This is a genomic window from Ruegeria sp. HKCCA4812 (genome assembly GCF_013034245.1).
In the GTDB taxonomy this organism is placed as follows: Bacteria; Pseudomonadota; Alphaproteobacteria; order Rhodobacterales; family Rhodobacteraceae; genus Ruegeria.
This window is the reverse complement of sequence record NZ_WQFQ01000004.1, coordinates 237,201-256,053: the sequence shown is the minus strand read 5'-3', so window position 1 is coordinate 256,053 and position 18,853 is coordinate 237,201. Positions and strand designations below refer to the sequence as shown.

Below are 18,853 nucleotides of genomic sequence, written 5' to 3'. Positions count from 1 at the left end.
CCCGAATCTCGCAATTATGCAAGTGTATAATAACTCCGTGCCATGGATGACACTGACGTGCAGGACGACAGCCGCAAATTCAAACGTGAGTCTGCCGAGTTTCGCCGCGAGGCGCTGATTCTGGCGACCTTGGACCTGATCGCCGAGATGGGCGTTCGGGGTGCCACGGTGCGCGAGATCGCAGCCCGCGCGAATGTGACCCAAGGTTTGATCCGGCACTATTTCTCATCTAAGGACGAACTGGTTCAGGCGGCGTATGAGCACCACATGAATACGCTGACGGACCAGACCGCGGCGTCATCAGGAACCGGAAGCGCGGTTTCTCAGTTGACCAACTTCGTCGACGCGTCACTGCGACCGCCGATCGTCGATCCAAGCGCCGTGGCGTTGTGGGCGGGTTTCCTGAACAAAGTGCAGCATGACCCGAAAATGCAGCGCATTCACCAGCGAACCTATGACTATTTCCGGGATCACCTCGAAAAGCTGATCGTCGCGGCATTGCAGGAAACCGGGCGTTCGGTTGACGCGTCAGAGGCAATGCAACTGGCCATCGCATGCAACGCGGTGATCGACGGCCTGTGGCTTGAAGGGGGCGCGCTTCCGGATGCGTTTTGTGAAGGCCAACTGGCGCGGATCGGTTTGGATTCCGTCAGCGCCATCGTCGGGATTCCATTGACCAAAGAGGTGGAGCAGTCATGAAAACCACATCGGTGACAGAACGGTTGGCGGGCTTGGGTGGTGCCAAATGGGGCGTACATCTGAAAGCCCGCGACCTGATCAAGGCCGGAGCGGACATCGTCGAAATGACGATAGGAGAACCGGACGTGCCGGTGCCGGATGCGCTGGTCGAAGCCACCGTTGCCTCATTGCGGGCGCAGCGGACAGGGTACTCCAACGGGCGCGGTGAAGCAGGGCTGCTTGACGCGCTGGCTGCGCGCTATTCTGCCTCTCGCGGGCGGGCTTTCGAGCCCGGGAATTTCCTGTGCTTTCCCGGCACGCAAACCGCCCTGTTCGCAGCCATGGCCGGGGTCGCCGAGGCGGGTGACGAAGTTCTTGTCGGCGATCCGATGTACGCGACCTATGAAGGTGTTGTTCGTGCATCTGGGGCCGAGATGGTGCCCGTACCGCTGCGGCCCGAGAAAGGGTTTCGCATGCAGGCAGCAGATATCGCGGCCCGCATCACTCCGCGCAGCCGCGCCATTCTTCTGACAACGCCGCATAACCCGACGGGCGCGATCCTGACCGCCGCGGACATTGCCGAGATCGGGCAGCTGGCGATTGCGCGTGATTTGTGGATCATCTCGGACGAGGTCTATGAAGAACTGATCTTTGACGGTGCCCGATTTGTTTCACCTTTGGCAGATCCGGAACTTGCGGATCGTGTCATTGGCGTATCATCCATCTCGAAATCTCATGCCGCTCCGGGGTTCCGCAGTGGCTGGTGTGTCGGGCCCGCCGCGTTCTGCGAAGCGCTGCTGCCCTATTCCGAGACCATGCTTTTTGGCAATCAACCGTTCATCGCGGACATGACCGAAAAGGCGATCCGTGACGGGTCTGAGGTTGCCCCCGGTATGGCCGCCCGCTTTTCTGGCCGCGCCACCCTGTTGGCCGATCGTCTTGAAGCTGAAACGGATCTGATTGTTCACCGGCCCGAGGCGGGAATGTTCGCACTCATCAATGTCTCTGCCACCGGGCTGGATGGCGAAGCCTATGCCTGGGATCTGCTACAGGCCGGGGTGGCCGTCATGCCGGGATCCGCCTTTGGTGACGGCCTTAAGGACTGGGTGCGGGTTGCTTTGACGATCAATGACACGGACTTTGGTACCGCGGTTTCCCGTATCATCGAACACGCCAACAGCAAATCACGCGAGGTCGCATGAGCGGTATGACAATTGGCGAAGCTCTGGTTGCCGGGCTGCGCCAGCGGGATGTGACCTGCGTCTTCGGAATTCCGGGCGTTCACACGGTGGAACTGTACCGAGGGCTTGCCGCTTCGGGCATACGACATGTGACGCCCAGACACGAACAGGGGGCGGGTTTCATGGCCGATGGCTATGCCCGTGTGTCGGGCAAGCCGGGTGTTGCCTTTGTGATCACTGGCCCCGGATTGACCAACACGCTGACGCCGATGGCGCAGGCGCGGGCCGACTCAATACCGATGCTGGTGGTGTCCGGCGTCAACAAAACCGGATCGCTTGGCAAGGGTTTGGGGCATCTGCACGAATTGCCAGACCAAATCGGGTTGGCGAAAACGGTTGCGTTGGTGTCCGAACAGGTCACCGGCCCCAGCGCTCTGGCCCCAGTTTTGGACCGCGTTTTTCACGGCCTCAGCAATGGTCGCTGCGGGCCGGCGCATATCGAGATTCCATTGGATATCGCAGCGGCGGACTATCAGGAAACAGCAGTCGAGACGCCTGAACCTGATCCTCCGGTCAGCCCGGCATTGATAAGGCAGGCCGCAGGGCAACTGGCTGAGGCAAAGAAAGTCGTCATTCTGGCGGGCGGCGGCGCGAAACGTACCGAGGCGGGATTGCAGGCACTGGCCGAAGCTCTGGATGCTCCGGTTGTGCAAACCGTCAACGCGCGCGGCCTGATGCACGGACATGCCCTGACCGTTCCGGCCAGTCCCAGCCTGAACGCGGTGCGCGCATTGTTGGAAAGCGCCGATTGCGTTCTGGCCTTGGGAACCGAGCTGGGGCCAACCGATTATGACATGTATGCCACCGGCCAGTTTGCGAAACTGCCAAGCATGATACGGGTTGATCGGTGCAGCGATCAGCTTTCACGGCATGAGGCAGCGATTGCCATTCAAGGTGACGTCGGCTTGGTTGTGCCAGCCCTGTATGAGGCCCTGCCGCAGAGGGCACGGCAAAGTGACGGTGCGGACTGTGCCAGAAAAACGCGCAATGCGGCCTGGCAGGAGATTGGTCCGGATTATCGCCAACAGGTGGAGATACTGAATGCGATGCGCTCGGCGTCTCCGAATGCTCTGATGGTCGGGGATTCCACCCAGCCCATTTATGCCGGCAATCTTTACTATGACCACGACCGGGCTGGTGGCTGGTTCAATGCGGCAACGGGGTATGGTGCGCTTGGCTATGGCATACCCGCAGCCATCGGTGCGTCGATTGCCGATCCAACGGCGCGGGTAATATGCATCGTCGGCGATGGCGGGGCGCAGTTTTCAATGCCGGAAGCAATGGCCGCGGTAGACGAAAACCTGCCGGTCACGTTCGTGATCTGGAACAATCACGGGTACCGGGAAATCGCCACATCGATGCAGGATGCAGGCGTGACGGTCATTGGATGTGATCCCACACCCCCCGATTTTGCAGCAACGGCCAGATCCTTTGGCATTCCACACACCCGGGTTCCCGACAAGCCGCAGGCCGTCGCGCATGCATTACGCGAAATGGCGTCCATGGGCGGGCCCGCGATGATCGAAGTCACCGCCCGAAAATTCGAACCTCAGAGAGATTGAAACATGTCAGACCCAACTTTTGAGTTTTCCCGTGCCATCACTCGCCGCCCGGCACCGACCATCGCTGACGGATTGCGCGCAGAAGATATCGGAAACCCGGATTTCGATGGGATGACGGCCGCGCATGGGGCATACGTGGCAGCACTGAAAAGCACCGGGGCCGAGGTGATCGAGCTTGATCCCCTGGATGCGTTCCCTGACGCGCAGTTTGTGGAAGATACGGCCCTGTGCCTGCCGCAGGGTGCTGTGCTGATGCGGCCGGGCGCGCCTTCGCGAATGGGGGAAGTGGCCGAGATCGCCCCGACACTGCGGGCCTGCTATGAAACGGTCACACAGATCAATGGTCCCGGCCATATCGAGGGCGGAGACATCCTTGTAACCGGCCGCGAAATTCTTGTGGGCCGGTCAGACCGCACTGACGCGGAAGGTGTTGAGGAACTGGCGAAAATCACCTCGGAATGGGGTCACAAACTGCGGGAAGTGTTCACGCCCGAGGGCGTTTTGCACTTCAAAACGGATTGTTCTCTGATGGGTGCCGAGACAATTCTTGCGACCCGGCGATTGGACGCTTCGGGCTGCTTTGAAGGCTACCGGGTGCTGCATGTTGCTGACGGAGAGGAGGCGGCGGCAAACGCGATCCGGTTCAACAATCTAGTGCTGATGGCCGCTGGTTTCCCACGCACCGCAGAGATGCTGGACCGCGAAGGTTATGAGGTCATTGAAATTGACAATACCGATTGTGCAAAGCTTGATGGTGGCATGTCCTGTCTTTCATTAAGGTTCTGAGGGGCAGCTGCAGGGTTCAGACCCCAGTGAATTCGGCAGGTCGCGTGTTGATGGTTCGAAAGACAGGCGGTGAACAAGCTTGATTCCTTACGGTTGACCGGCGCGCAGGTAGCACTGTTTGAACCCTGTTTGCCATAGGCCCAATGGCAAGGCCCCGCGGCAAGGTTCGGCGGGTCCTGGTTGGGATGTCTTTCTTGTTCGCATCGGATCGTGCACCGCCGCTGCCATTGCTGCACATTGTGCGCGCACCGGTGTCTGGCCCGCTCTAATGGCCCGAATTCGGAAGCGCCAGAACACTCGTGAGTGTTGCCGTTGTTGCCAGCACCACCAACACCATCAATGCCTCAACCTCGATAGAGCGGGCGAGGCGTTGCGCTGCCTTGACCTCTCCACCTTGCATGGCCGGAACAAATCGGAGCTTGTTTGCGGCGGCAAGAAACAACAGCAGCGCCACAAAAAACACTTTGAGCAACAACGACTGCCCGTAGCCAGTGAACAGCAGCCCTTGGAGATTGCCGACAAGCAACCAGGCCATCCAAAGGCCCGCCACGATCAATGCCGGCACAAGCCAAGTGGCAGCTTGCCCAAAGACATGACCGAGTTCAGCAGCATCCTTCAGGTGTTCAGGAGCAAGGGCCATATTCCGCAGCGGGCTGAAGATGCCCACCCAGAAAGCTACACATAACAGGTGCAGCAGGAGCAGGAGCTGGATACCAAAGCTCTCCAGTTCCGGCACGTGCCCGATCTGCGCAAACGACCATAAAGCGATCGTGCCACCCGACAGCGCGATCCACTGACCAAAGCGAGGAACGGACAGCCCCACAAGGATCAACGCTGCGCCTGCAAGGCGGTAAACAAGTGTGTCGCCCACGGATGTCTGCCACAGCAGGCCAAGCATCTTCGGATCGACCATGCCGTCAACCCCGCCTGTCAAGGCGGCCCCACGAAGCAAGAAGCCAACTGCTGTCGCGACAAGAGCAAGCCATGCCAAGGCCCTTGCCTGACGCGCCATCGCAAGGTTCACCGGTGCGACAAGGCCGGAATAGAGGCATCCAACAATCACAAGCCCGGCAGAGCCCGCAAAGCCGATGTAGAGCACCAGCTTTGCGAGGATCGCAGCAATCGCCCAGATGTCTGGCATGCTCATTCCACGGTAAAGGAAAACTCGCCCTGCATCGCATGGCCGTCTTCACCCAAACCCCGCCATTCGATGACATAGGTGCCCGTTCCATTGCTCGGCAGTGGGATCGTGAATGCCTGACCAAAACTTGTCTGGTCGCCCAAATCCAAGCTTACTGCCGAGTGTTCTTCATGGGCCATCTCTATCCGTGTCAGCCGGATGTTTTTTGAGAAGTTGAGACCAATTTCAGCGGGCACAGTGGTTATCGTGGCGCCGTTGGCAGGGTTTGTTTCTTCAATTTTGGAATGCGCCAGTGCGCCGTTGGCAAGCGCAACCATAAGCGCGAATGTCATGATCTTCTTCATTGGGTTACCCTCAGTTTATTCCGTTGGCACGCTGGATTTCGCGAATGTAGGCGATCACCATGGCAACGTCACCTCGTGTCAGGCCCTCCACGGGGGGCATGTCGCCAAACTGCCAATGGTGGCTTCTTACACCTTGTGAAACCGCCCTGTGAAAGGCTTCATCAGCGTGGTGGCTGGGTTCGTAAATTTTGTGGATCAGAGGCGGCCCGGCGCCCTCTACGCCGACCGCGTTGGCGCCGTGGCATGACGCGCACGAGACCTCAAAGACACGCTGGCCGATTGCGGCTTTGCCTGCGATGGCCGGCATCCGAATTGCGACCATGGCGTCGCCTTTGCGTGTTTCATGCGATGTGGTCTCTTCAATTGCGCCGGGGCGAAGAGTTACGAAGGCGGCGACGGCAGCGACAGCGCATGCGCCGATTAGCAAGTGACTTTTTTTCATGGATTGGTCCTGACATTTTGGAAGCTGGCAACGCTGCGGCACATCGCGAACAGCCGCACGTGCTGGTCGCTTACATCCGCAGGGATTCGTGCTGCTTCAAAGGTCAGGGGGCCTGTAAAGGACGTCTGGTTCACTCAGCTTGACTTGGGTTCCAACATGGAGCTCCGGGTCAGTATCACGCCGACCCTTGGCAACTTCACTGACTTGGAACGGCAATGCAACGGCTTGGCAGATAAAGGGATTGCACTTTCCGGTTTCGGAACTCTCCGGGTCATGATGATGACCTGAAGCCGAGACGTCTCCGCTCGTTGCCAGTGCTGAGTGTTCGGAAGGTTGCGTATGGTGCTCACAGTGAAAGCCCGCGCAGCCCTTCGACAGCGCGTGCGCAACACCGCCAATGCCGGTCAGGATGACCAGAACGCCAACCAATAGAACAAGTGAATATCGCCGGATGACCATGGTGCCGGACGTTACTGCACGCAAGCGCACGATACAACGCCACACAATTCATCGCCCCGAAACAGGGTCGCTCAATTGTGGTCTGCGATGCAAAAAAAGCAAACCGTGACTGCGATGCGGTTTTGTGCGCTGCATTCTCACCATAGTCTTCATGGCCCAATTCGCAGTATCGGATGGTATCAATCATGCGCTCCCTATGAGACTCACTGAAAGGGCCGAGTTTATCCCGCGCGCCCTTGTCCTTGCCAAAGCACTCTTGAGACCCCGGGCATCATTGTGCATAGTTCATGCCCGACTGTTATTTGTGCTTTATTATTGTGTCGCCGCACACTGCAAGACGCCGTGCCAGAGTACCAGCCTCTTTAGGGCATCGTGTACGCAAAGACATCCGAAGGGTCCTACGTTTGATGTTTGGTAGAGTGTGGGGTTTTGGTCTTGTGTCGGGCAGGGGCCAGCGGAAGTAGTAGATGCCGTGTCGGGACAGTGAGAGATACGCATGCAGCTTCATTTAGTGTCACACCTGTGTGTCACACCGCTCTAATGCTTGCTATCTAGTTGTTCTGTTGGGTTTTGGTGGAGCCTAGGGGAGTCGAACCCCTGACCTCTTGCATGCCATGCAAGCGCTCTCCCAACTGAGCTAAGGCCCCATCTAGGTACCGCTGATGCGGTGGACGGACGTTTAGGAGACAGTGACGACGAGTGCAAGTCCAAAAATGGAATTGAACGCGAATTTCCGCACTAAGCTGTCCGTGGAACGAAAAAGGCGACCCTGTGGTCGCCTTTGACATGATCAGTTTTCGTCTTCCGAAGACATGTCGGTGATATCATCCAGCGAAACGTCATCACTGGTGTCATCATCGTCATCCAGCAGATCATCATCCAGTTCGACGTCGACAGAGTCGTCGTCATCCAGTACCAGCTCCCCATCCGACGCGTTTTCACGCGCTTTGACCGAGGCGGCATCTTCTGCATCCGCCGCGATCATGCGGCTTTTGGATGTTTCAAGCTCCACGATCTCGCCAGTGTAGGGGCTGATGATCGGGTCCTTGTTCAGGTCGTAGAATCGCTTACCGGTGGTCGGGCAAACGCGCTTTACGCCCCATTCTTCCTTGGGCATGTCAAATCCCCTTGATATCAGGTGAGTCGTCTAAATGATTCTGCTCACCTGCCACAGGCAGAGGGCACTGTCAAAGTCTTTGCGCAAGAGAGGTCGCGATATGGGAGAGCACGCATTGCCAGGGACACCGCCGGTGCCTCTGAGGCTGCGCAAATCCGCCCAGGCACGGCGCATAAGTTTGCGAATTTCTCAGCTGGACGGCCGGGTTACGCTGACCTATCCGGTCGGTGTGCCTGAATCCGAGGCGCTGAGTTTCGCGCGTACCAAGGAAGAGTGGATTCGCCAGCATTTGCAGGACAGGCCGGAAACGGCCGTGGTGCAGTTCGGGCAGAAGATACCGATTGAAGGCATTGTCCGACGAATCGTGCCCGCGAAGGGTCGGCGCGTTCAGTTGCTGGCGGACGAGGTCGCAGTGCCGGAAGGGGCCGAGGCGCGCAGATTGGCCCGGTTTCTGAAGGAATTGGCGCGGGACCGTCTGATCGGCGCGTGCGATGATTATGCGGCAATGCTGGGACGCCCATATGCCACGCTTAGCCTGCGCGACACGCGGTCACGCTGGGGATCATGCAGTTCGCACGGTGGATTGATGTTCTCGTGGCGGCTCATTCTCGCGCCGTCCGAGGTGCTGCATTATGTGGCCGCACACGAGGTGGCGCATCTTGCCCAGATGAACCACTCGCCCGCGTTCTGGGAGCAGGTGGAACGCATTTTCGGCCCCTATCAGCAACCCCGTCGCTGGTTGCGCGACAATGGGGCAGAGTTGCATCGATACAGGTTTGACGCAAAGCCGAGTTGACCTTGCGCTGTTTTGTGATCACATAAGCGGATGCTGAGCACACGCCCGTCTGACACCCAAACTGCCACTCATGACCGGGTGTACCGCGCCCTGAGATCTCGAATCATGCATGGCGAGATGGCGCCGGGTCAGGCGCTGACCTTGCGTGGCATCGGCAAGGAATTCGGCGTCTCGATGACCCCGGCGCGAGAGGCCGTGCGCCGTCTGGCCGCCGAGGGGGCTTTGTTTCTGTCCAATTCCGGCCGGGTCTCGACACCTGAATTGACCAACGACCGGATCGAAGAATTGGCGGCGTTGCGCGCGTTGCTGGAAGTCGAGCTGGCCAGCCGGGCTCTGCCCCGGGCGCATATTGCGCTGATCGACCGGTTGCAGACCATCAACATGACCGTTGCCGAGATGGTGACCAAGCGGGACGCGGTTGGGTACATCCGTTCAAATCTGGAGTTTCACCGCACCCTGTACCTGCGGGCTCAGGCGCCCGCGATGCTGGCCATTGCCGAAACGGTCTGGCTGCAACTCGGGCCGACGATGAGGGCGCTTTACGGGCGTCTCAGGCGCACTGAACCACCGCATTATCACAAGCTGATCATTGCTGCTCTCAAGGCAGGGGACGAACCGGGCTTGCGCCTGGCGGTCCGCTCGGACGTGACGCAGGGACTGCGCTTGCTGGTAAGCTGAGCGGCATCCCGCCGACCTTTCTGCGCACAAGATAGAGGGTTTCACTGTTCTGGCCTGTTCAGCCCGACTGGGTTACTCTTGAGGCAAATCACAAACAAGAGCAGACCACAGCCATGATCACTCGCCGGACTTTTTCCATTTGCCTTGGATCTATATTGTTGGCCGCCTGCACGGGTGGCAATGCGCCATCCAGCGCGCCTGCGTCGCGTATGCGGTCCGTTCCCAATGCAGGGTGGGATGCCTGGGTCGCCGGATTCAAGGGCAGGGCGGCATCGCAGGGAATTTCACAATCCACAATTGACCGCGCTTTTCAGGGGGCAGGGTACCTTCCCGATGTGATCGAGCGCGACCGCAATCAGGTAGAGTTCAAGCGTTCGCTCGAGGATTATCTGGCCATTGCCGCCTCGGACGAGCGGATCAGCACCGGCCAGAAGATGCTGCGGCAATATAACGGGACGCTGTCGCAGATCGAGGCGCAGTACGGAGTAGACAAGGAAATCGTCGTTGCAGTGTGGGGGCTGGAAAGCCGCTATGGGGCGCGTCGCGGCGATGTGCCCGTTGTGTCAGCTCTGTCGACACTGGCTTATGATGGGCGGCGTGGTCAGTTCTTTGAAAGCCAGTTGATCGCGGCGCTGAAGATCCTTCAGAATGGCGACACCACGCCTGACAAGATGACCGGCAGCTGGGCCGGTGCGATGGGGCATACGCAGTTCATTCCAACCTCCTACCTGGCCTATGCGGTGGATTTCACCGGCGACGGGCGGCGGGATATCTGGTCGGACGATCCGACGGATTCGCTGGCTTCGACCGCTGCTTACCTGTCGCGCGCAGGCTGGGTGCGGGGGCAGCCCTGGGGGGGCGAGGTCGGAACGGTTTCCGGTACTCCGGTGGCCGTGCTGCAACCGCAGGTGCCCGGACCGCGCATTGCCGTCTTCCGCAATTTTCAGGTCATCAAGCGCTATAACAATTCGGACAGTTACGCGATCGGGGTCGGTCATCTGGCGGACAGAATCGCCGGCGGCGCTCCGTTTCAGGCCTCGTTCGGGCCAGATGCAAACGGTCTGACATTGGACGACCGCAAGGAATTGCAACGTCGGCTGACATCCCAAGGGTATGATACGAAGGGCGCGGACGGGGTGATCGGCAAAAACACGACGTCAGCCATCAGCGCGTATCAAAGCGCCAATGGCCTTGCGGTCACCGGAGAACCCTCGGTTGCCTTGTTGCGCAGGTTGGGTGGCTGACGGTTACGCCGCCAACCCTTTTGAGCCGATATCGAGGAATTTTTGACGGCGGTCCTGAATCAGGGTCGCCGCATCTTTGCCGTCCAGTTCCGCCAACATATCGGTGAGAGCCGCGCGTACAGCTTCGACAGCGGCCGGACGATCGCGATGCGCGCCGCCCTTGGGTTCAGGGATGATCCGGTCGCAAACGCCAAGCTTGTGAAGGTCCTGAGCGGTCAGACGCAGCGCCTCGGCCGCTTCACGCATCTTTTCTGCATCTTTCCACAGGATCGATGCGCAACCTTCCGGCGAGATCACCGAATAGACCGAGTGTTCCAGCATCGCCACGCGGTTGGCGGTGGCAAAGGCCACGGCCCCGCCCGAGCCGCCTTCGCCGATGATGACCGACACCAGGGGCACACCGATCTTCAGGCACATCTGGGTCGAGCGGGCAATCGCTTCGGACTGACCGCGTTCCTCGGCGCCCTTGCCGGGATAGGCGCCGGCAGTATCGATCAGGGTGATCACCGGCAGGCCAAACCGACCGGCCATCTCCATCAGGCGGACCGCCTTGCGATAACCTTCGGGGCGGGCCATGCCGAAATTGCGTTCGATCCGCGATTTGGTGTCGCTGCCTTTTTCATGGCCGATCACCATGACCGGTTGATCGTTGAAACGTGCAAGCCCGCCGATCACGGCCAGATCATCGGCAAAATTGCGATCTCCGGCCAAAGGGGTGAATTCGGTGAACAGGGCATCGACGTAATCGCTGCAATGCGGGCGTTCCGGATGGCGGGCGACCTGGCATTTCCGCCATGGGGTCAGGTCGGCATAAAGCTCATCCAGAAGCTTGGCGGCTTTGGCGTCCAACGCGGCGGCTTCTTCGGTTACGTCCATCTCTTCGTTGGTTCGGGCCAACGCACGCAGCTCTTCAGCCTTGCCTTCAATTTCAGCCAGCGGTTTTTCGAAATCCAGATACTGGGTCATGACGCCTCTCAACGCGAAAGTTCCCTGCTATATGGCCTGACGGTGCTCCGGATGCAACTCGGCAAGATCCGAGTGGTGAAGATGTTCGATTTCAGATGGGCGAATGGAAAAACGGATACTGATGGCCGCCGCCAAGAAAGACCCCGCGCTGCGCGTTCTGGCCTGCACCCACGACAATCTAACGCGGCGTCTGACCCTGTACCCACCCGACACCGCGCCCGAGGATGTGTTGGCCGAAACCTGTCTGGGTCAACTGGGCCAGAGAACGGGATAGAGCGAGGCCACAAGCAGCACCGCCATTGTCCAGTTAAACGCAACCAGCCTGCGCGGGTTCGTCAGCACCCGCGACATCTGCTGCCCCAGAAAGGTCCATGTGCTCACCGATGGCAGATTGACCGCCCCGAAAACCAACGCCACAAGCGCAATCGCATGCAGGGTCTGACTGGGCGTGTAAGCTGTTGTGGCGGTCAGGGCCATGGCCCAGGCTTTGGGATTCACCCACTGAAAGGCGGCGGCTTGCAGAAACGTCATGGGTGTCCCCGCTGCCAAATCGCCTGCGGCTGGCGCGGCATGCGCGATCTTCCATGCCAGATAAAGCAGATATATCACCGACACGACCTTCAGCACTGAATAGCTGACCGGGTACCGGTCAAAGACCTGAACCAGCCCTGCACCGACCAGCAGCACCATGAGCGTGAAGCCAAGGCCAATGCCCAGCATATGCGGGATCGAACGCCGAAAGCCGAAATTCGCACCCGATGCCATCAGCATCAGATTGTTCGGCCCGGGCGTAATGGATGTCACGAAGGCAAAAGCGATGAGCGCCAGAAGGATGTCGTAAGTCATGCTGCGAAGTATCGTCTGACCGGCAGCAAATGAAATTGCTTTTTCGTGCGCGTTTCCGCTATTTCTGCAATTTATGATGAAGAATGATCAGATAAATCGCCAGATATTGCAGGAACTGACCCGCGATGGGCGCATCAGCAATCTGGAATTGGCCGAACGGGTCGGGCTGTCTCCGTCCGCCTGCCTGCGCCGCGTTCAAGAGTTGGAAAAGGCCGGCGTGATCACCGGTTATCGTGCGGTTCTGAACCCGGCCGCGATGGGTGTCGGCTTTGTCGCCTATATCGGGGTCGGTCTTGGTGAACACACGAAAGCGGCGCAGGAGGGGTTTGAGCGTGCCCTGCAACAAGCCCCCGAAGTGGTCGAATGCCACAACATCACCGGTACGATCGAATACCTGCTGCGCGTCGAATGCGCCGATCTGCCGTCCTACAAGACCTTCCATACCGAGGTGCTGGGAACGTTGCCTCATGTCACGTCGATCACATCCTATGTGGTCATGGGGTCACCCAAGGATCTGCGTGCGTAGCCACTGGAAATGTGAAGCCACACTCTCTTGCAGCGCAAATTTTCAGGGCCTAGTGTCTTTGTAATGACGCTGCCAGGGGATACGCCCAGCTAAAACGGCACGCAAACAGGGAGATTACGATGAAACTCGTTCGAACAGTGGCGACCGCAGTTGCCATGTCGGTCATTGCCGGGGCCGCTTTGTCTGCCCCGCTGAAACTGCAACCTGCCAATCCACAGCCGTCTCCGAAGGCGGGTTTGAATGTCAAATACTTAGGTACAGGCAATCAACACAAAAAGATCCGGGATCTGAGCCAGGCAAAAAGCATGCTGTCTAAGGCGAAGCCCGGAAAACCGTTGCGCGGGTTGGATTACAGGGACACCAGCAAGGGTGAGGATGTCTTGACCTTCGACCAGGCCTACAACGTTGCCGCCGAGGTCACAGGCTATATGCGCTTTGACTCACCTGGCGTTTACGAGCTGGAAACGTGGTCGAATGACGGGATAGAGGCTTGGGTTGGCGGTCAGCAGATTGGCCGGGTAAATGGCATTCAGGGCTGTGAAGCCAATCAACGCACCGAAGTGGAAGTGCCCAAGGCGGGTTGGTATCCACTGAAGATCGTCTATTTCCAGAAACTGGGAACCTCTTGCCTGATGATGAAGTCAGGAAAGAAGGGGGAACGCTTCACATGGACGCCCAATGACGTTTTTGGCCGTTGAAGAATTCATGAAAGGGCGCTCGATCGAGCGCCCTTTTTTGGGGGCTTAGCTGCCCGCCGCAATCAGTTCGGCCTGCGCCACGATGACTTCGGCCTGCTTGATTGAGGCGATGTCGACAAGGCGGCCTTTATAGACGGTTGCGCCCTCACCGTTGGCTTTGGCCTGTTCCATTGCGGCCAGGATTTCGCGGGCCTCGGAAACGGCCTCATCCGACGGGGTAAAGACCTGATTGGCCAGTGCAATCTGCTTGGGATGGATCGCCCATTTGCCGACCATACCCAGCGTGGCCGAGCGTTTCGCCTGAGCGATGTACCCTTCATCATCGCTGAAATCCCCGAATGGCCCATCCACTGGCAGCACCCCATGGGTGCGGCACGCTGCAACGATGGCGGCTTGGGCCCAGTGCCACGGGTCAGACCAGTGTTTTTCGCCGTCACGCAGCATATAGTAGTTTTCCTGTGTGCCGCCGATGCCCGTGGTCTGCATCCCCATCGAGGCCGCAAAATCTGCAGCCCCAAGGCTCATGGCCTGCAAACGGGGCGAGGAGGCTGCGATCTCTTCCACATGCGCGATACCGGCAGCGGATTCGATAATGACCTCGAAGCTGATAGGTTTGGTCCGGCCCTTGGCGCGTTCAATGGCGGTGACAAGGGCATCCACGGCATAGACATCCGATGCGCAGCCGACTTTGGGAATCATGATCTGGTCCAGACGGTCGCCTGCCTGCTCCAACACGTCGACAACGTCACGATACCAATAGTGGGTATCCAATCCGTTTATGCGAACGGACATGTATTTGCTGCCCCAATCAACAGTGTTCAGGGCTTCGATGACATTGGCGCGGGCGATGTCCTTGTCCGAAGGCGCAACCGAATCCTCGAGATCAAGGTTGATCACATCCGCAGCAGAAGCTGCCATTTTCGGGAACAGTTTGGTATTCGATCCCGGACCAAACAGTTGGCAGCGATTGGGTCGTGCAGGCGCGGCGGGTTGGATGCGAAAGCTCATCTGGACCTCGTGTGGGTAATGAAATTGCGATTTTCTCGCCCAATGAGGTATTAAATTGCGCAACCTGGCGCAAGGGAGATTGTGCATCTGCGGCAATGCGGTTGCAGAATGCTGCGTGCCAGCAGCTGGGAAGTGGTGATTAAAGTTTAATCACTTTGGAAACTTCGAAGAATTTTGCGCCTTTTGCGTCAATGGTGCAAGAAACTCGCGTGCCCGCCGTGTTGGGCGGATAAAAACGCGAAACGCTCGTTTAAACGCTTCTCTAGCTTGGGCCGGAATCAAAGGAGTGACCGCAATGATCGAGACACCGTACCTGCTGTTTTTGGGCGATGCGCCCGACCAATTGGCGGCCAAAGTGGCTGTGGGCATCAAGGATTGGCGCCCGGAAAACGCCGTCGGCCAATATCGTATGGACGGCTGCAAGGCTGATCTGGGCCTGAAGGATATGACCCTGACCGAGGCCAAAGCGGCCGGCGCAAAAACGCTGGTTATTGGTGTCGCCAACCGTGGCGGCGTCATCAGCCAGGAGTGGAAAAAGGTTCTGGTCATGGCGCTTGAGGAAGGGTTTGACTTGGCCTCTGGCCTGCACAACCTGTTGCGCGACGAGCCCGATCTGGTGGCGGTGGCCGAAGCAACGGGGCGAAAGCTGCACGACGTGCGTGTACCCGAGGTTGATTACCCGATCGCCAACGGGATCAAGCGCAGGGGCAAACGTTGTCTGGCCGTCGGCACCGACTGCTCTGTGGGCAAGATGTACACTGCAATGGCGATGGATGCCGAAATGCGCAAGCGTGGTATGAAGTCGACCTTCCGCGCGACCGGCCAGACGGGCATTCTGATCACCGGCGATGGCGTGCCGCTGGACGCCGTTGTTGCGGATTTCATGGCCGGCTCGATCGAATGGTTGACACCGGACAATGATGACGACCACTGGGATCTGATCGAAGGTCAGGGATCGCTGTTCCATGTGTCCTATTCCGGCGTGACCATGGCGTTGATCCACGGCGGCCAGCCGGACGCGCTGATCCTGAGCCATGAACCGACCCGCGCGCACATGCGCGGTCTGCCGACCTATCAGCTGCCGACGCTCGAAACCCTACGCGACACCGCGCTGGCCCTGGCCAAAGTGGCGAACCCCGATTGTCAGGTCGTCGGCGTTTCGGTCAACACGCAGCACATGTCCGAAGAGGACGCGACAGCATATCTGGCCAAGATCGAAGCAGATATGGGGCTGCCGGCGACCGATCCGTTCCGGTTCGGCTCGGGCAAGTTGGTGGACGCGCTGGCCGCGATGTGATCCAACCGGCCCGCCGGCGGCGGGCCGGTTCCGCCTCTGGCGGGAGTATTTGGGAAAAGATGAAGGAGCAGGTGCGTGCAGATAGAAGTCTCTCGCGATGTGTTTCAGTTGGCGCAGGTGTTTACCATTTCGCGCGGGTCACGGACCGAAGCAAAGGTGCTGACGGTGCGGGTGTCGGACGGAACGCATCAGGGCTGGGGCGAATGCGTTCCTTATGCGCGTTATGACGAAACGCTCGAGTCGGTCGAGGCCGAGATCGCCGGTCTGCCTGCTGAGTTCAGCCGCCGGTCGCTGATGGATCTGCTGCCTGCCGGTGCCGCCCGGAACGCCGTGGATTGTGCTTTGTGGGATCTGGAAAGCAAACGCGCGGGTAAGCGCGCCTGGGATTTGGCGGGCCTGCCGGTGCCCGGACCCGAGATCACGGCCTATACTCTGTCGCTGGATACTCCGGAGGCAATGCAGTCTCAGGCGGCCGAGAACGCGCACCGCCCGCTTCTGAAGATCAAGCTGGGCACGCCAGATGACATGCCCCGGCTCGAGGCCGTGCGTGCCGGTGCTCCGAACGCCAGGATCATCGTGGATGCGAACGAAGGCTGGTCGGCCGAGGTTTACGCCGACCTCGCCCCGCATCTGGTGCGTTTGGGCGTAGCGCTGGTCGAGCAGCCATTGCCGGCCGGTGACGACGACGCTTTGATCGGAATGGACCGCCCGGTGCCCGTCTGCGCCGACGAGTCCTGCCATGATCGCGCCAGCCTGCCCGGGCTGAAGGGGAAATACGATGTCATCAACATCAAACTCGACAAGACCGGTGGCCTGACCGAGGCGCTTGAACTGCGCAAAGCCGCAATCGTGGAAGGGTATGACATCATGGTCGGCTGCATGGTTGGCAGTTCGCTTGCCATGGCGCCCGCGACACTGTTGGCGCAGGGTGCGATGGTGACGGACCTTGACGGCCCGCTTCTGTTGGCCGAAGACCGGGACACCCCGCTGATTTTTGACGACGCCGGAGTTCACCCGCCCGAAGCGGCGCTCTGGGGCTGAGGAGACAAACATGACCCGTACCGTTTATGTAAATGGCGAATACCTGCCCGAGACCGAGGCCAAGGTATCCATCTTTGACCGTGGCTTCCTGTTTGCAGACGCGGTTTACGAAGTGACCAGTGTACTGGATGGCAAGCTGATCGATTTCGAGGGCCACGCGGTGCGCCTGAAGCGGTCTCTGGACGAGCTGGAGATGGCCGAGCCCTGCACCAAGGAAGAGCTGCTGGAAATCCACCGCAAGCTGGTTGATCTGAACGGCATCGAAGAGGGCCTGGTCTACCTTCAGGTTTCGCGCGGCAGTGACGGTGACCGGGATTTTGTCTTCCCTTCGGCCGATACCAAACCCAGCCTGGTTCTGTTCACCCAGAACAAGCCCGGGCTGGCTGACAGCCCGGCGGCACGGAAAGGTGCCAAGATCATCTCGATCGAGGACATCCGTTGGGGTCGCCGCGACATCAAAACCGTGCAACTGCTTTACCCTTCCATGGGCAAGATGATGGCCAAGAAAGCGGGGTGCGACGATGCATGGCTGGTCGAGGACGGCTTTGTGACCGAGGGCACCAGCAACAACGCCTATTTCGTCAAGAACGGCAAGATCGTGACCCGCCCGCTGTCCAACGACATCCTGCACGGGATCACTCGCAAGGCCGTGCTGCGCATGGCAGCCGAAGCACAGATGGAAGTTGAAGAGCGGCTGTTTACCATCGACGAAGCCAAAGAGGCTGATGAGGCGTTCACGACCTCGGCCAGTGCTTTCGTGATGCCGGTGGTGGAAATTGACGGAGTCACGTTGGGTGATGGTACACCCGGTCCGATTGCCAAACGCCTTCGTGAAATTTACCTGGATGAAAGCCGAAAGGCCGCGATCTGAAGAACCACCAAGTTGAACGGCGTCGCAGTAAATTGTTGCGGCGCCGTGCCAACATCAGCCGGGTCCCGGTGGCAGTGCAGGGAGTTTCGCTGTAGACCCCGCTGAGCACGAGCAGATCACATGCGACTTTCCACCGGGACACCGGTCTTGTTGTCGGATCAGTTCCTGCGGTGTGACAAGAACATGGTCGAATGCGGGGCTACCCGACCTTGAAAGGGCTCAGGCTTTCCTGAAACTGTTCGATGAATTCCAGCGTTACCAATGACGGTTGCTTCAGAATTGGACGCACCAACGAAAGGGTATGCGTCAAAGACGGCTTGAACGGCCGATAACTCAATCCCCTCGACGTGTATTGGACAGCATCCAGCTCGCTAACGACCGAGACTCCGACACCTTCCAGCGCCAATTCACATGCTGCCGTGAACTGCCTGACCTCGATATGCGAGTTCAATTCGACATTGGCATGTTGAAACACTTTCGAAAGCCGCCCGAAAAAATCGCTGTCGCGTCGGGTGTGGATGATTTTGCTGTGCGCGAGATCCGCCGGAGTAATTTCGGAAAGGCCTTCCAACTCGTGCCCGGTGGGGAACACGCACACCGTGCGAACGTCGATGTCCCTGCTTTCTACCGCCGGATGACCGTGAAAGCTGTCAGTGATTCCGAAATCATACTGCTCGCCGATCATCCATTCCAGAATGCGTTCAGGTCTGTCTGGTTCGATCGTCAGGGTGACACCGGGCCGATCCTTCAGGAAACCGGCGACGACTTTGGGCAAATGGCTGGTGGCAAATCCCGGCAGGCAAGCGACACGGATGTGCCCTGCTTTGCGTTGTGTGATATCCTGACTGACATCCGAAATTTGTCTCATCAATTCGAGAACGCGCTCGACGCTGGGCAAGAGATAGCGAACCTCCTGCGTTGGTACTAATCGGCCTTCCCGACGGTCAAAAAGCTGAAACCCGAGCGACTTTTCAAGATCGGACAGCAATCTGCTGACAGCTGGCTGGGTCACGCCCAGATCAGCCGCCGCGGCCGTGACAGACCCGTTGGTGGTCACGGCCATCAGGGCCTCCAACTGCCGAACTCTCAGAATTTGACTCATTGCTGATCCC

At 59.0% G+C, this 18,853-nt stretch carries 22 protein-coding genes and 1 tRNA gene; 13 read left to right on the top strand and 10 right to left on the bottom strand.

Annotation, left to right across the window (positions count from 1 at the left end; genetic code table 11):
• The first annotated feature begins 42 nt into the window (after positions 1-42).
• The 4 genes from GOW04_RS13755 to GOW04_RS13740 are packed head-to-tail and all read left to right on the top strand — an operon-like array spanning position 43 to position 4,267.
• Positions 43-699, top strand: a complete 657-nt coding sequence (locus GOW04_RS13755; RefSeq protein WP_174830398.1) for a TetR/AcrR family transcriptional regulator — start codon at positions 43-45, stop codon at positions 697-699.
• A complete protein-coding gene (locus GOW04_RS13750) occupies positions 696-1,880 on the top strand; it encodes a pyridoxal phosphate-dependent aminotransferase (RefSeq protein ID WP_171232911.1) in 1,185 nt (394 codons plus the stop codon). The genes GOW04_RS13755 and GOW04_RS13750 overlap by 4 nt, the downstream gene beginning before the upstream one ends.
• Positions 1,877-3,481, top strand: a complete 1,605-nt coding sequence (locus tag GOW04_RS13745; protein ID WP_171232910.1) for a 5-guanidino-2-oxopentanoate decarboxylase — start codon at positions 1,877-1,879, stop codon at positions 3,479-3,481. The genes GOW04_RS13750 and GOW04_RS13745 overlap by 4 nt, the downstream gene beginning before the upstream one ends.
• 3 nt (positions 3,482-3,484) lie before the next feature.
• The gene (locus GOW04_RS13740) at positions 3,485-4,267 is read left to right on the top strand and encodes a dimethylarginine dimethylaminohydrolase family protein (RefSeq protein ID WP_171232909.1); all 783 of its coding nucleotides are present in this window, start codon (positions 3,485-3,487) and stop codon (positions 4,265-4,267) included.
• 265 nt (positions 4,268-4,532) lie between these two features.
• Here the strand turns inward: GOW04_RS13740 and GOW04_RS13735 are convergent, their stop codons facing one another.
• From GOW04_RS13735 to GOW04_RS13715, 6 genes are all read right to left on the bottom strand, one after another.
• On the bottom strand, positions 4,533-5,414 hold the full coding sequence (locus GOW04_RS13735; protein ID WP_254430151.1) for a copper resistance D family protein: 882 nt from the start codon (positions 5,412-5,414) through the stop codon (positions 4,533-4,535).
• Entirely contained in the window at positions 5,411-5,752 is a 342-nt protein-coding gene (locus tag GOW04_RS13730) for a copper resistance CopC family protein (protein ID WP_152459063.1), read from the bottom strand. The genes GOW04_RS13735 and GOW04_RS13730 overlap by 4 nt, the downstream gene beginning before the upstream one ends.
• A gap of 10 nt (positions 5,753-5,762) precedes the next feature.
• A complete protein-coding gene (locus GOW04_RS13725; RefSeq protein WP_171232908.1) occupies positions 5,763-6,194 on the bottom strand; it encodes a cytochrome c in 432 nt (143 codons plus the stop codon).
• 757 nt (positions 6,195-6,951) lie between these two features.
• Positions 6,952-7,161, bottom strand: a complete 210-nt coding sequence (locus GOW04_RS22260) for a DUF6538 domain-containing protein (protein ID WP_371814402.1) — start codon at positions 7,159-7,161, stop codon at positions 6,952-6,954.
• Positions 7,162-7,224: 63 nt separating this feature from the next.
• Positions 7,225-7,300 (bottom strand) — tRNA-Ala (locus GOW04_RS13720).
• 143 nt (positions 7,301-7,443) lie between these two features.
• Entirely contained in the window at positions 7,444-7,770 is a 327-nt protein-coding gene (locus tag GOW04_RS13715; RefSeq protein ID WP_171118864.1) for a TIGR02300 family protein, read from the bottom strand.
• Between the two features lie 100 nt (positions 7,771-7,870).
• Here GOW04_RS13715 and GOW04_RS13710 point away from each other — a divergent pair, with 100 nt between their 5' ends.
• The 3 genes from GOW04_RS13710 (at position 7,871) to GOW04_RS13700 (ending at position 10,488) form a co-directional block, all read left to right on the top strand.
• The gene (locus GOW04_RS13710; protein WP_254430150.1) at positions 7,871-8,566 is read left to right on the top strand and encodes a M48 family metallopeptidase; all 696 of its coding nucleotides are present in this window, start codon (positions 7,871-7,873) and stop codon (positions 8,564-8,566) included.
• 30 nt (positions 8,567-8,596) lie between these two features.
• Entirely contained in the window at positions 8,597-9,244 is a 648-nt protein-coding gene (locus tag GOW04_RS13705) for a GntR family transcriptional regulator (protein WP_170346010.1), read from the top strand.
• Positions 9,245-9,357: 113 nt separating this feature from the next.
• A complete protein-coding gene (locus GOW04_RS13700; protein ID WP_171232906.1) occupies positions 9,358-10,488 on the top strand; it encodes a lytic murein transglycosylase in 1,131 nt (376 codons plus the stop codon).
• A gap of 3 nt (positions 10,489-10,491) precedes the next feature.
• Here GOW04_RS13700 and GOW04_RS13695 read toward each other — a convergent pair whose 3' ends face one another.
• Positions 10,492-11,454 carry an acetyl-CoA carboxylase carboxyltransferase subunit alpha gene (locus tag GOW04_RS13695; RefSeq protein WP_152459042.1) on the bottom strand — a complete coding sequence of 321 codons (963 nt, stop codon included), beginning with the start codon at positions 11,452-11,454 and terminating at the stop codon, positions 10,492-10,494.
• Between the two features lie 103 nt (positions 11,455-11,557).
• On the opposite strand from GOW04_RS13695, the gene GOW04_RS13690 reads away from it, so the two are divergent.
• Positions 11,558-11,728 (top strand): hypothetical protein, encoded by a 171-nt coding sequence (locus GOW04_RS13690; protein WP_171232905.1) that lies wholly within the window; start codon positions 11,558-11,560, stop codon positions 11,726-11,728.
• Here the strand turns inward: GOW04_RS13690 and GOW04_RS13685 are convergent.
• Positions 11,704-12,300, bottom strand: a complete 597-nt coding sequence (locus GOW04_RS13685) for a LysE family translocator (protein WP_171118858.1) — start codon at positions 12,298-12,300, stop codon at positions 11,704-11,706. The two genes, GOW04_RS13690 and GOW04_RS13685, sit on opposite strands and share 25 nt — an antisense overlap.
• A 73-nt stretch (positions 12,301-12,373) precedes the next feature.
• Here GOW04_RS13685 and GOW04_RS13680 point away from each other — a divergent pair, with 73 nt between their 5' ends.
• Both GOW04_RS13680 and GOW04_RS13675 read left to right on the top strand, forming a co-directional pair.
• A complete protein-coding gene (locus GOW04_RS13680; protein ID WP_171118856.1) occupies positions 12,374-12,826 on the top strand; it encodes an Lrp/AsnC family transcriptional regulator in 453 nt (150 codons plus the stop codon).
• Between the two features lie 119 nt (positions 12,827-12,945).
• Positions 12,946-13,524, top strand: coding sequence for a PA14 domain-containing protein (locus tag GOW04_RS13675; protein WP_152459039.1), 579 nt, complete (start codon positions 12,946-12,948; stop codon positions 13,522-13,524).
• 45 nt (positions 13,525-13,569) lie between these two features.
• Here GOW04_RS13675 and GOW04_RS13670 read toward each other — a convergent pair whose 3' ends face one another.
• The gene (locus tag GOW04_RS13670; protein WP_171232904.1) at positions 13,570-14,532 is read right to left on the bottom strand and encodes an L-malyl-CoA/beta-methylmalyl-CoA lyase; all 963 of its coding nucleotides are present in this window, start codon (positions 14,530-14,532) and stop codon (positions 13,570-13,572) included.
• A 295-nt stretch (positions 14,533-14,827) separates the two neighbouring features.
• Between GOW04_RS13670 and dgcN the strand changes: the two genes are divergently transcribed.
• The 3 genes from dgcN to GOW04_RS13655 all read left to right on the top strand — a co-directional run bounded on the left by dgcN (position 14,828) and on the right by GOW04_RS13655 (position 17,741).
• Entirely contained in the window at positions 14,828-15,829 is a 1,002-nt protein-coding gene (gene dgcN, locus GOW04_RS13665; protein ID WP_171232903.1) for an N-acetyltransferase DgcN, read from the top strand.
• Between the two features lie 75 nt (positions 15,830-15,904).
• Positions 15,905-16,870: an N-acetyl-D-Glu racemase DgcA gene (dgcA, locus tag GOW04_RS13660; RefSeq protein ID WP_171232902.1), complete on the top strand. Its 966-nt coding sequence runs from the start codon at positions 15,905-15,907 to the stop codon at positions 16,868-16,870.
• Between the two features lie 10 nt (positions 16,871-16,880).
• Positions 16,881-17,741, top strand: a complete 861-nt coding sequence (locus GOW04_RS13655) for a D-amino-acid transaminase (protein WP_152459035.1) — start codon at positions 16,881-16,883, stop codon at positions 17,739-17,741.
• Between the two features lie 199 nt (positions 17,742-17,940).
• Here the strand turns inward: GOW04_RS13655 and GOW04_RS13650 are convergent, their stop codons facing one another.
• On the bottom strand, positions 17,941-18,843 hold the full coding sequence (locus GOW04_RS13650; RefSeq protein WP_171206284.1) for a LysR substrate-binding domain-containing protein: 903 nt from the start codon (positions 18,841-18,843) through the stop codon (positions 17,941-17,943).
• Positions 18,844-18,853: the final 10 nt, after the last annotated feature.